This window comes from Streptomyces sparsus (assembly GCF_054776295.1).
Genome location: NZ_BAAHCA010000076.1, coordinates 1 through 11,214, shown reverse-complemented (window position 1 = coordinate 11,214; position 11,214 = coordinate 1). Strand labels below are relative to the sequence as shown.

Here is an 11,214-nt window from a genome sequence, read left to right as displayed (position 1 = left end):
CCCGGCAGCCGGGGGCGACCGGCCGGGCCCGACGGAACAGGGCCCGCCGGACGCGGCAGCACGGGGCTGACGACCGCCTCAGAAGCCGGGCGGCTCGGTGTAGACGCCCCACTCCTCGCGCAGCACGCCGCAGATCTCACCCAGGGTCGCTTCCGCACGCACCGCGGTGAGCATGGGCTCGATCATGTTCGAGCCGTCCCGGGCGGCGGCCAGCATGGCGTCGAGACCGGCCCGCACGGCGGCGTCGTCACGGGCGGCCTTGCGGTCGGTGAGCGCGCCCACCTGCTCGCGCTCCACCTCGTGGCTGACCCGGAGGATCTCCAGATCGCCCGTGACCGAGCCGGTGTGGCAGTTGACGCCGACGACCCGCTTCTCGTCCTTCTCCAGCGCCCGCTGGTACTGGAACGCCGCCTCGGCGATCTCGCCGGTGAACCAGCCGTCGTCGATGCCGCGCAGGATGCCGGACGTCATCGGGCCGATGGGGTGCCGGCCGTCCGGGTGCGCCCGGGTGCCGCGCTCCCTGATCTGGTCGAAGATCTTCTCGGCGTCCGCCTCGATGCGGTCGGTGAGCTGCTCGACGTACCAGGAGCCGCCCAGCGGGTCGGCCACGTTGGTGATGCCCGTCTCCTCCATCAGCACCTGCTGGGTGCGCAGGGCGATCTCCGCGGCCTGCTCGGAGGGGAGCGCGAGCGTCTCGTCCAGGGCGTTGGTGTGCAGCGAGTTGGTGCCGCCCAGGACCGCCGAGAGCGCCTCGACCGCGGTGCGGACCACGTTGTTGTAGGGCTGCTGGGCGGTGAGGGAGACACCGGCCGTCTGGGTGTGGAAGCGCAGCCACTGCGCCTTCTCGCTGTCGGCGCCGTACACGTCCCGCATCCAGCGGGCCCAGATGCGGCGGGCCGCGCGGAACTTCGCGATCTCCTCGAAGAAGTCCAGGTGGGCGTCGAAGAAGAAGGAGAGCCCCGGCGCGAAGGCGTTGACGTCCAGGCCGCGGCTGAGGCCCAGCTCGACGTAGCCGAAGCCGTCCGCGAGGGTGTAGGCCAGCTCCTGCGCGGCCGTCGAGCCCGCCTCGCGGATGTGGTAGCCGGAGACCGAGAGCGGCTTGTAGGCGGGGATGCCGCGCGCGCAGTGCTCCATGAGGTCGCCGATCAGGCGCAGGTGCGGCTCCGGCTGGAACAGCCACTCCTTCTGGGCGATGTACTCCTTGAAGATGTCCGTCTGGAGCGTGCCGTTGAGCACCGCCGGATCGACGCCCTGCCGCTCGGCGGCCACGAGGTACATGCAGAAGACCGGCACGGCCGGCCCGCTGATCGTCATGGACGTGGTGACGTCGCCCAGCGGGATGCCGCCGAACAGCACCTCCATGTCGGCGGCCGAGTCGATCGCGACACCGCAGTGCCCGACCTCGCCGAGCGAGCGCGGGTCGTCGGAGTCGCGGCCCATCAGCGTCGGCATGTCGAAGGCGACGGAGAGGCCGCCGCCGCCGGCCTCCAGGATCATCTTGTACCGCTCGTTGGTCTGCTGGGCGTTGCCGAAGCCGGCGAACTGCCGGATCGTCCACGTCCGCCCGCGGTAACCGGTGGCGTGCAGGCCGCGGGTGTAGGGGTACTCGCCGGGCCAGCCGATACGGTCGAAGCCCTCGTAGGTGTCGCCGGGGCGTGGCCCGTAGACGGGTTCGACGGGATCACCGCTCAGCGTGGTGAAGTCGGCGTCCCGCTTCCGGGCAGCGTCGAACCGGGCCTGCCAGCGTCGGCGGCCCTCTGCGATGGCTTCAGCGTCCATGCTGCAAATTTACTAGGACGTCCTACTATTTGGCTAGAGCAAACAGCCGGTCGCCCCGCGGTTCCTGCGGGCGACCGGCCCCCGGCCCCGCTCAGGCCTTGACCGGAGCGGTCGGCTCGGCATCCTCCAGCAGCGGCTTCGTCTCCGCGGCGACCTTCTTCTCGACGAAGAACGCGGCCACCGGGATGCACCCCGCGGCGATCACCCACAGCAGCTTGCCGAACGGCCAGCGGGCCTTGGAGCCCAGGTCGAAGGCGAAGACGACGTAGACGATGAAGAGCACGCCGTGGATCTGCGAGACGACCGTGGTGTCGCCGACCCCGAAGGCGTACTTGGCGATGATGAACCCGGTGAACACGAGCAGCCACACCGCGGTCACATAGGCCGTCACCCGGTAGCGGGTGAGCACGTTGGACTTCATGGGCAAAGAGCGTAACGGTGCGTTCCGGGCGGCCGCGCGGCGGCCTCCCGGTTCGCCCCGGGCCACCCGGGACGCCGGCCGGGGCCGGTCAGTCCTCCTCGAAGTCCGAGGCGGCGAGGCGCAGCGGGCGCAGCATCGCGAAGATCTCCGCACACTCCTCGTTGTCGTAGGCGCTCAGCCCGAAGTCGACGGCCATCAGCTCGCGGGTGGCCTCGTCGCACACCTCGCGGCCCTTGTCGGTGATCGACGCCAGGGTGCCCCGGCCGTCGTTCGGGTTGGGCCGCTTGTCGACGAGCCCGGAGCGGACCAGCCGGTCGACGGTGTTCGTCACGGAGGTGGGGTGGACCATCAGCCGCTCGCCGATCTTCGACATCGGCAGCTCCCCCGCCTTGGAGAAGGTCAGCAGGACGAGCGCCTCGTAGCGGGCGAACGTCAGGCCGTAGGGGCGGACGACCGCGTCGACCTCGGCGAGCAGGATCTGGTGCGCCCGCATGATCGAGGTGATGGCGGCCATCGAGGGCGCGGGCCCCCAGCGCTGCTTCCACAGTTCGTCGGCACGCGCGATCGGGTCGAACGGGAGACTGAGCGGCTTCGGCACGCAGCCGACCCTACCCGCCAGTCATATCGTGGTCAGCCCTGTCTCAGACTTCGAACTGAGGACTTCCTCAGACTTCGCACCACGGACCTCGATCCGCGCGGACGGACGCCCCCGGGTGCGCCTGCCGGGCTTGCCCGTGACCACGTGCAAGCCTTGGCCTGGTTTGTCCCCTTCGCACCCTCGGGAGACGCTGATGCCAGGCCGACCGGTCCGCGCGTTCGCCGCCCTGCTGATCCTCGCCCTGGCGCTCGGCTGCACGGCCGGGCAGCCGAGCGGGGACGACCGGAACCAGCTGGTCCGGGTGAACGCGGAGGCGACCGTCCCGGCGTCCCTTGGCACCGGCTTCCACGTGGACCCGGACAGCGCGGCGGCCCGGCAGGTCCGCGCCTGGGAACGGGACGGGCGCACCGCCGACGCGAAGCTGCTGCGCCGCATCTCGGACCGGCCGATGGCGGTGTGGCCCTCGCACGACGACCCGGCCGGGGACATCCTTCCGGCCGTCGCCGGAGCGGCGGCGTCCGGCACCACGGCCCTGATGGTCCTGTACAACATCCCGCACCGCGACTGCGGCCTGCACTCGCGCGGCGGCGCCCCGGACGCCGCCGCGTACCGGCGCTACGTGGACGACTTCGCCACCGCCGTCGGCTCGCACCGGGCGGTGGTCGTACTGGAGCCGGACGCGCTCCCGCACGTCGTCTCCGACTGCACCCCGGCCGTGCACCACCAGGAGCGCTACGGGCTGCTGCGGGACGCCGTCACCCGGCTGAAGGCCCAGCCCGGGGTGCGGGTCTACCTGGACGCCGGCAACGCGGGCTGGATCAGCGACCCGGCGCACATGGTCCGCCCGCTCGAACGCGCCGGGGTCGCGCAGGCGGACGGCTTCGCCCTGAACGTGTCCAACTTCCACACCGACGCGGCGTCCGTCGCCTACGGCACCCGGCTCTCCCAAGCGCTGGACGGCGCGCACTTCATCGTGGACACCAGCCGCAACGGCAACGGTCCGCCGCCCGACGGCGCCTGGTGCAACCCGCCGGGGCGGGCACTGGGCCGGGCGCCGACCGCCGCGACCGGTGAACCGCTCGTCGACGCCTTCCTGTGGGTGAAACGCCCCGGCGAGTCGGACGGCCCGTGCCTGGGCGGTCCGCCGGCGGGTCGGTGGTGGCCCTCCTACGCCCTGGACCTGGTCCGCAACTCCCCCGCCTGAGCCCGCCGCCCGCCGCGTCCGGGCGGACGGCACGCCGGTGGGGGAGGCCCTCGGCCGCCCCCACCGCGCCACTGTGCGGCCGCTCCCGCCCGCTCAGGGCAGGTGCACCCACTTCGCCTCCGAGGGCGTGCCCTCGGTGTCGACGAGGAAGAGCATGTACCAGCCGGGCGGCGTCAGCGAGCGGTCCTCGGGAATCTCCAGCTTCACCTCTCCGTCGCCCTTGACCACCTCCAGCGCGACCGAGCGCTGCTCCACGTCGGTGACGTGGGTGACGGCGCTGGGCCGCATCAGCCGGGCCCGCGCGATGCGGTTGGCGTCGTCGGTGGCGAAGACCGCCTCCGCGCCGCGCCGGAGCCGCTCCGGCCCGTCGCCGACGACCGGCCGGTTGTCGGCGCGGCCCCCGTGCAGGTAGGGCGGGGTGAAGATCTCGACGCGCGTCTCGAACGTGCCGAGACGGGTGTTGGAGCGGTCACCGAACAGCGGGTCGGAGCCGAAGGTCGCCACCCGCCCGTCGGGCAGCAGCAGCGCCTCCGCGTGGTAGTTGCGCGGCACCTCCGGATCGGCGGCCGGGCGGAACTCGTTCTTCGCCGGGTCGTAGAACTGGGCCTTGAGAATGTCGCTCTTGCTGCGACCGCGGTAGTCCTCGGAGCCACCGGTGGTGAAGACGGTGTCGTCCGGCAGGATCACGCTGTTCAGGTAACGGGTGCCCTGCGGCAGTTCGGGGCCGGCCTTGAAGACCGGCTCGTCCGCCTTCAGGTCGACGACGGCGGTGCGGGCGGTGGAGAGCTCCGACTCGCCGATGCCTCCCCCGCCCAGGACCATCACCTTCTGGTCCTGCGCCGGCGGCAGCAGCAGGGAGCTGGAGGTCTCCAGCTGGTCGGCGTCGGCCATGCCGCCGACCTTCTCGAAGGTGTTGTTCGCCAGGTCCCAGATGCCGGGGTCGCGTCCCTCGTCGGCGGGCCCGTAACCGGCGTTGGAGCCGGAGTAGAAGAGCTTGCCGCCCTCGACGAGGAACAGTGCCGGATAGGTGGGGAAGTAGCGCTTGGGCGCGGCCGACCACTTCTTGGTCTTCGGGTCGTAGATCTCGTTGTCGCCCGGGAGGATCTCGCCGATGTCGTCGAGACCGGACACCGAGAGCACCTTGCCGTCGTCCAGCGTGACCAGCGTGGGGTACCAGCGGGCCTCGGCCATCGGGTCGACCGGCAGGTAGCGCTCGGCCACCGGGTCGAACTCGTAGGTCTCCTTGATGCCCTGGAAGTCCTGCTTGTCGAGCGTGAGCTTCTCGGCGATGCCGTAGAGGTTGTCGGCGTCCTTGCCCTTGAGGCCGAGGATCCGGTACTGGGCGTGCCGGTCGGTGACCGAGTCCTCGCCCTCCTCGACGGCCTCCACGAACACCCGCACCTCGCTGGGCGTGACGGTGACCTTGCCGGTGTCCTCGTCCTCCGTCTTCTTGGCCCGGGGCACGATTACGGAGACGTCGGAGGCGTACTCGACCCCGGACGGCGAGCGGAACCGGGTGCCCTTGGGCAGGGTGTGCGGGCGGTCGGGGTTCTCGTTCTTGACGATCATGCCGCCGCCGGCGCGTTCCACGCTGCCTTCGAGCAGTTCGTAGCGGGCGGTGCCGCCGGCCACCAGCATCCTGCCGTCGGCCAGTTGGGTGTGGCCGGCGCAGAACAGGTCGTCGGGGGTGTCTATTCGCTCGTAGCTGTTGTCGGAGGGATCCCACAGCACGGTGTCGAAGGTGCCCGCGTCGAACTGCTCCTCGTCGTTGCCGGAGCCGGCGACCAGCAGCACCTTGCCGGTGTGCAGCAGTGCCGCGTGGATGGTGTTGGTGCGGTAGCTCTCGGGCACGTGCGCCAACTGCCAGGAGCCGTACCGGGCCTGGTAGGCGGGCTGGGCTATTCGGTAGTCGTGGATCTGCTCGCGGGCGAACCCGATGGTCGCCGGCGCGTTGAGCGCCGCGAGCACCACGGTGACGCCGGTGCCCAGAAGGGTCTTCTTGAACCTTGCACTCGGTCGGTAGGGCATGGATCAACTCCCGCTGGTGGTGACGGCGAGCGCGGGGCCGTGCTCGCTTCTGGGGAGGCGGTCGCCGCGCCGGGTGCGGAGTTCGGTGAGACTCCAGATCACCACCGGCGCGAGCGCGATCGCCAGGGCCAGCACCGTCCAGGTGCGCATGGCCGCATGGGTGTGGTCGAGGACGACGGAGGCGGCGAGTCCGCTGCCCAGCAGGCCGATCCACACCAGGTGGATGCGGAAGGTGCTGAGCCGGTCCGGGCTGGCCGAGCCGCCCTTGGGGGTGACGACGAACCTGCAGTCCCTGCGGAACACCGCAGCGAGCAGCGACCTGGCGTAGATCGGGGCGCAGATCGCCGACATGGCCATGCCGGCGAGCCCGCCGGAGCCCTCCGGTTCGTGCGGTGAGACGTTGTGCCGCCGGTTCCACAGGTACAGGCCGATCTGGAGGGCGGCGACGTCGCTGTAGAGCATCAGCCAGACCCCGGCCGAGACCTGGGTGCCGGACGCGCCCAGCCACAGGAACAGCGTGCAGCTGAGGGCACCGAGGGTCCAGGTCAGGGCGCTCATCGGGTAGTAGACGAGCATCAGCGAGTAGTTGAGCAGCTTGCCGGGTGAGAACCGGTGCGGCGAGCGCCAGTACTGCCGGATGCCCGTCTCGTAGGTGCCGCGGGACCACCGCATCTGCTGGGTGAAGAAGTCCGTCCAGCACTCGGGGCCCTCGCCGACGGCCAGCACGTCGGGGGTGTAGACCGAGCGCCACAGCCGGCCGGTGACCGGGTTGCGGGTGCGGTGCAGTTCGAAGCCGGTGGCCATGTCCTCGGTGATGGAGTCCACCAGGCCGCCGATCTGCTTGACCGCGCTGATCCGCACCGCGTTGTTGGTCCCGACGAACATGGCCGAGCCGTAGCGGTTGCCGGCGCGCTGGATCAGGGCGTGGAAGAGGAACTGCTGGCTCTCGGCGAACTTGGTGACCGGCTTGGTGTAGTTGCCGTACACCTGGGGGCCGACCACGAAGGCGACGTCCGGGTCGCGGAAGTACCCGAGCATGCGCTCCAGGTAGTTGGGCAGCGGCACGTGGTCGGTGTCGACGGACGCGAAGAAGTCGTAGTCGTCACCGTGGGCGGCGAGCCAGGCGTTGTAGTTGCCGTGCTTGGTCCGGGCCCGGTGCACGCCGCTCGGCCGGTTCCACTCCGGCACGTCCTTGCGGGTGAAGTGGCGCACGCCCAACTCGGCGCACAGCAGCCGCGCCTCGGGGTCGTTGCCCTCGTCCAGCAGCCAGACGTCGACCGTGCCGTCGTGCCGCAGCGCGACGGCGGCCTCCAGCGTGGCCCGCACCATGGGCAGGGGCTCCTTGCCGGGCACGTACGTCGTCAGGAACGCGACCCGGGTGCCGGGTTCGGGCACCACTGGCACGGGGTCCCGCGCGACAAGCGTGGCGTGCGCGACGGAGGCCACGTTCACCAGCCGGAACAGCTCGATCAGGCCGATGCAGCCGAGCATCACCGCGTCGGCCGCGACCAGGTAGCCGGGAGCCCCCTCGCGGTCCGTCCAGTGGCTGGGCCAGACCAGCCAGAGCAGCAGGACGCACGAGAGGGTCGGCGCCGCGGTCATCAGCAGCACCGCGCGCACCCGGTGCGGTTCCTTCGACAGCAGGGACCGGTAGCGCACCCGGTAGGGCATGCGCGGCTCGGACAGCGGTCCGGCGAGACGGCTGTAGACCTCGTAGTCGTACCCCTCCGGAACCACGGTCCCTCCACTCCCTGCGACGAAGCCGACATGTCACAGCAAAAGTGACAGAAGTCTCCGTGTCGAACGGAAGAGGAACCGGCAACGGGCCCACAGCCCTTGCCGAGTCGGTCCGGAGGCCCGGCATCAGGCCAGATGACGCTCCACAGTGGCGACCTTGCTGTTTAGTCCATCCGTGACGCCGGGTCGGATGTCGGCCTTCAGCACGAGCGACACCCGGGGCGCGCGCGCCTCGACGGCGGCGACCGCGCGGCGCACGACGTCCATGCACTGCTCCCAGTCGCCCTCGATGGACGTGAACATGGCGTCGGTGCGGTTCGGCAGGCCGGACTCGCGGACCACCCGCACGGCGTCGGCCACGTACTCCCCGACGTCCTCGCCGACGCCGAGCGGGGTGATCGAGAAGGCGACGATCACGTGCCGACCACTCCCTCGTCGCGGGCGCGGGCGGCGATGACGCCGGCCTCGACCTCCTGGCGCAGCATCTTCTCCGCCCAGAAGCCGCCCGCCGGCAGCACGGACAGCACCGCGTACAGCGCGGCGCGCTTCAGCGGCCACTTGGCGCGGTTCCAGGCGTCGGCCCAGAACAGCACGTAGATGACGAAGAGCACACCGTGGATCATGCCGACGACCGGCACGGCGTTGAACTCCGTCGTCCGCTTCAGCACGGAGCAGACGATCAGCACCAGGAAGGAGACGGCCTCGGGGGCGGAGACGAGCCGCAGCCGGCGCAGGGCGGAGGCGGTCTTTATGTCCACAGCGATGTCCTCGGTCTCGAAGTTTGTGAAGGGATGCACAAGCATCGCCATTGTGGCAGCCTCCCCGGACGTCACCCGGTCGGGGTAGGTTCTGGGACGTGGCTCACTTCCGACTGCAGAGCAGCAAGGTGCTCGCCGTCGACCTGACCGGCGACACCGTCAGGGCGAAGAACGGTTCGATGATCGCGTACGAGGGCCAGATGGCCTTCAAGAAGCTCACCGGCGGCGGCGACGGCCTGCGCGGCGCGGTGACCCGCCGGCTCACCGGCGAGAAGATGACCGTGATGGAGGTGAAGGGCAGCGGCACCTGCTACTTCGCCGACGAGGCCAGGGACGTCTCCATGGTCCCGCTCGACGGCGACACCCTGCATGTGGAGTCCAGCAACCTGCTGTGCACCGAGGGCGGGCTGCGCACCGGCACCACCTTCACCGGGCTGCGCGGCGCCTCCCAGGGCAACGGGCTGTTCACCACCACCGTCGAGGGCACCGGCCAGGCCGCGCTGCTCTCCGAGGGCCCGGCCATCGTGCTGCGCGTCACCGCGCAGACGCCGCTCCAGGTCGACCCGGGCGCCTACGTGGCGCACTCCGGCCGGCTCCGCCAGCAGCTCCAGACGGGCGTGAACTTCCGGACGTTCATCGGCGAGGGCTCCGGTGAGGCGTTCCAGATCCGCTTCGAGGGCGAGGGCCTGGTCTACCTCCAGCCCAGCGAGCGCAACACGGTCGGAGGGCAGCTCTGATGGCGTTCACCAGGATCACGCCCAAGATGATCGAGGCCCGCGTCGTGCCGGGGCAGCGGGTGTACAGCCAGCGCGGCGCGATGCTCGCCTACCGCGGTGACGTCCGCTTCACGCCCGACCTGATGGGCGGCCAGGGCGGCGTCATGTCCGCCATCGGACGCCGGGTCCGCGGCGAGGCCGCGCCCCTGATGACCGTCGAGGGCAGCGGCACCGTGCTGTTCGGGCACGGCGGCCACGAGGTCCACGTGGTGGACCTCACCGGGGACACCCTGCACGTGGAGGCCGACCGGCTGCTCGCCTTCGACGGCACCCTGCGGCAGGGCACGCTCTTCCTCGGCTCGCAGGGCGGCGTCATGGGAATGGTCCGCGGCCAGGCCACCGGCCAGGGACTCTTCACCACCACCCTCGAGGGTCAGGGCTCGGTCGCGATGCTGGCCCACGGCGGCGTGCTCGAACTCGCCGTGACGCCCGACCGGGCGGTGAGCGTCGACCCGCAGGCGTACGTCGCGCACCGCGGCGAGCTGCGCAACCGGCTGAGTTCGGCACTCGGCTGGCGCGACATGGTCGGCCGCGGCTCGGGTGAGGCGTTCCAGCTGGAACTCTCCGGGCACGGCACGGTCTACGTACAGGCAAGCGAAGCGAAGCTGTGAGCCCGGAAGGCCGGAGGTCGACCCACCGATGAACAGCACCACCGTGCACGACGCCCACACCCTGCCCGCCGACGACAACGTCAACCCGTACACCTTCTGCGTGGAACTCTCGGGGCAGTGGTTCCTCCAGAAGGGCAAGATGATCGCCTACTACGGGCAGATCACCTTCGACGGCATCGGCCACGGCCCACTGGACCAGCTCGTCGCCCGCAGCTTCCACTCGCCCCTGCACGCCGCGGACTGGGTCGTCGCCCAGGGCACGGGCAAACTGCTGCTGGCCGACCGGGCCTTCGACGTCAACTCCTTCGACCTCGACGACGGCAACCTCACCATCCGGTCGGGCAACCTGCTGGCGTTCGCCCCGACGCTGTCACTCAAGCAGTCGATCATTCCCGGCTTCCTCACACTCGTCGGTACCGGCAAGTTCGTCGCCGCCTCCAACGGGCCGGTGCACTTCGTCGAGCCGCCGATCCGGGTCGACCCGCAGGCCCTCGTCGGCTGGGCCGACTGCCCCTCGCCCTGCCACCACTACGACCACCAGTACCTGCGCGGATTCCTCGGCGGCGTCCGCTCGCTCACCGGCCTCGGCGGCGCCTCCGGTGAGGAGCACCAGTTCGAGTTCACCGGAGCGGGCACGGTCCTGCTCCAGTCCTCGGAGCAGCTGATGGCCGAGCAGGCCGCCGGAGCGGTGCCGCAGCAACAGGGAGTGCCCGGAGGGTCACCGGGTCCGGCTCGGTAAAGTCGCTGCTATGGACACCGAAAAGGGCACCCGCTGGCTCTCCGAGTCGGAACAGCGGGCCTGGCGTACCCACCTGGACGTCAGCCGGCTGCTCACGCACCAGATGGAGAAGGACCTCCAGCCCTTCGGGCTGACGATCAACGACTACGAGATCCTGGTCAATCTGTCGGAGTCCGACGACCGCCGGATGCGGATGAGTGATCTCGCCGGCGCCACGCTCCAGTCCAAGAGCCGGCTGTCCCACCAGATCACCCGGATGGAGAACGCCGGGCTGGTCCGGCGTGAGCACTGCGACACCGACAAGCGCGGACTCTACGCGGTGCTCACCGAGCACGGCTGGACCACCATGCGCGAGGTCGCCCCGCACCACGTGGACTCCGTCCGCCGCCACTTCATCGACCTGCTGTCGCCGGAGGGGCTGGAGGACCTGCGCGCCGCCCTCGCCCCCATCGCCGACCACCTCAGAGCCCGCCGCGGACGCGTCTGACGGCGTACGCACGGCGCGGAGACCGCCGGCCGGCACGGTCGGTGGCGGACGTACCGCCGTGCGGGGCGCGCGTCCG

12 protein-coding genes are annotated in these 11,214 nt (G+C 70.8%); 5 read left to right on the top strand and 7 right to left on the bottom strand.

From position 1 onward, the window contains the following. Positions 1-78: 78 nt before the first annotated feature. The 3 genes from ACYVE9_RS07125 to ACYVE9_RS07115 form a co-directional block, all read right to left on the bottom strand. Entirely contained in the window at positions 79-1,779 is a 1,701-nt protein-coding gene (locus tag ACYVE9_RS07125) for an acyl-CoA mutase large subunit family protein (RefSeq protein ID WP_461026877.1), read from the bottom strand. A 91-nt stretch (positions 1,780-1,870) separates the two neighbouring features. After that, positions 1,871-2,200, bottom strand: coding sequence for a DUF3817 domain-containing protein (locus ACYVE9_RS07120; RefSeq protein WP_461026876.1), 330 nt, complete (start codon positions 2,198-2,200; stop codon positions 1,871-1,873). 88 nt (positions 2,201-2,288) lie between these two features. Continuing rightward, entirely contained in the window at positions 2,289-2,798 is a 510-nt protein-coding gene (locus tag ACYVE9_RS07115; RefSeq protein WP_461026875.1) for a MarR family winged helix-turn-helix transcriptional regulator, read from the bottom strand. A 193-nt stretch (positions 2,799-2,991) separates the two neighbouring features. Between ACYVE9_RS07115 and ACYVE9_RS07110 the strand changes: the two genes are divergently transcribed. Further along, positions 2,992-4,002 carry a glycoside hydrolase family 6 protein gene (locus ACYVE9_RS07110; RefSeq protein ID WP_461026874.1) on the top strand — a complete coding sequence of 337 codons (1,011 nt, stop codon included), beginning with the start codon at positions 2,992-2,994 and terminating at the stop codon, positions 4,000-4,002. 93 nt (positions 4,003-4,095) lie between these two features. Here the strand turns inward: ACYVE9_RS07110 and glxA are convergent, their stop codons facing one another. The 4 genes from glxA to ACYVE9_RS07090 form a co-directional block, all read right to left on the bottom strand. Then, positions 4,096-6,030, bottom strand: coding sequence for a radical copper oxidase GlxA (gene glxA, locus ACYVE9_RS07105; RefSeq protein WP_461026873.1), 1,935 nt, complete (start codon positions 6,028-6,030; stop codon positions 4,096-4,098). Positions 6,031-6,033: 3 nt separating this feature from the next. After that, the gene (locus ACYVE9_RS07100) at positions 6,034-7,767 is read right to left on the bottom strand and encodes a glycosyltransferase family 2 protein (protein WP_461026872.1); all 1,734 of its coding nucleotides are present in this window, start codon (positions 7,765-7,767) and stop codon (positions 6,034-6,036) included. Positions 7,768-7,893: 126 nt separating this feature from the next. Then, positions 7,894-8,184, bottom strand: coding sequence for an MTH1187 family thiamine-binding protein (locus tag ACYVE9_RS07095; protein WP_461026871.1), 291 nt, complete (start codon positions 8,182-8,184; stop codon positions 7,894-7,896). Continuing rightward, a complete protein-coding gene (locus ACYVE9_RS07090; protein WP_461026878.1) occupies positions 8,181-8,525 on the bottom strand; it encodes a DUF3817 domain-containing protein in 345 nt (114 codons plus the stop codon). Before ACYVE9_RS07090 ends, ACYVE9_RS07095 begins: the two co-directional genes overlap by 4 nt. Positions 8,526-8,623: 98 nt before the next feature. Here ACYVE9_RS07090 and ACYVE9_RS07085 point away from each other — a divergent pair, with 98 nt between their 5' ends. Genes ACYVE9_RS07085 through ACYVE9_RS07070 form a run of 4 tightly spaced genes read left to right on the top strand, consistent with a single transcriptional unit; the run spans position 8,624 to position 11,138 of the window. Then, a complete protein-coding gene (locus ACYVE9_RS07085) occupies positions 8,624-9,262 on the top strand; it encodes an AIM24 family protein (protein ID WP_461026870.1) in 639 nt (212 codons plus the stop codon). Further along, positions 9,262-9,912, top strand: coding sequence for an AIM24 family protein (locus ACYVE9_RS07080; RefSeq protein ID WP_461026869.1), 651 nt, complete (start codon positions 9,262-9,264; stop codon positions 9,910-9,912). The genes ACYVE9_RS07085 and ACYVE9_RS07080 overlap by 1 nt, the downstream gene beginning before the upstream one ends. A gap of 28 nt (positions 9,913-9,940) precedes the next feature. Continuing rightward, positions 9,941-10,651, top strand: coding sequence for an AIM24 family protein (locus ACYVE9_RS07075; RefSeq protein WP_461026868.1), 711 nt, complete (start codon positions 9,941-9,943; stop codon positions 10,649-10,651). A 10-nt stretch (positions 10,652-10,661) separates the two neighbouring features. Next, positions 10,662-11,138 carry a MarR family winged helix-turn-helix transcriptional regulator gene (locus ACYVE9_RS07070; protein WP_461026867.1) on the top strand — a complete coding sequence of 159 codons (477 nt, stop codon included), beginning with the start codon at positions 10,662-10,664 and terminating at the stop codon, positions 11,136-11,138. The last annotated feature ends 76 nt before the right edge of the window (positions 11,139-11,214 follow it).

Excerpts from the sequence above, each read along its gene's own strand:
- ACYVE9_RS07125 (WP_461026877.1), bottom strand. The coding sequence starts at position 1,779 with ATGGACGCTGAAGCCATCGCAGAGGGCCGCCGACGCTGGCAGGCCCGG.
- ACYVE9_RS07120 (WP_461026876.1), bottom strand. The coding sequence starts at position 2,200 with ATGAAGTCCAACGTGCTCACCCGCTACCGGGTGACGGCCTATGTGACC.
- ACYVE9_RS07110 (WP_461026874.1), top strand. The coding sequence starts at position 2,992 with ATGCCAGGCCGACCGGTCCGCGCGTTCGCCGCCCTGCTGATCCTCGCC.
- glxA (WP_461026873.1), bottom strand. The coding sequence starts at position 6,030 with ATGCCCTACCGACCGAGTGCAAGGTTCAAGAAGACCCTTCTGGGCACC.
- ACYVE9_RS07080 (WP_461026869.1), top strand. The coding sequence starts at position 9,262 with ATGGCGTTCACCAGGATCACGCCCAAGATGATCGAGGCCCGCGTCGTG.
- ACYVE9_RS07075 (WP_461026868.1), top strand. The coding sequence starts at position 9,941 with ATGAACAGCACCACCGTGCACGACGCCCACACCCTGCCCGCCGACGAC.
- ACYVE9_RS07070 (WP_461026867.1), top strand. The coding sequence starts at position 10,662 with ATGGACACCGAAAAGGGCACCCGCTGGCTCTCCGAGTCGGAACAGCGG.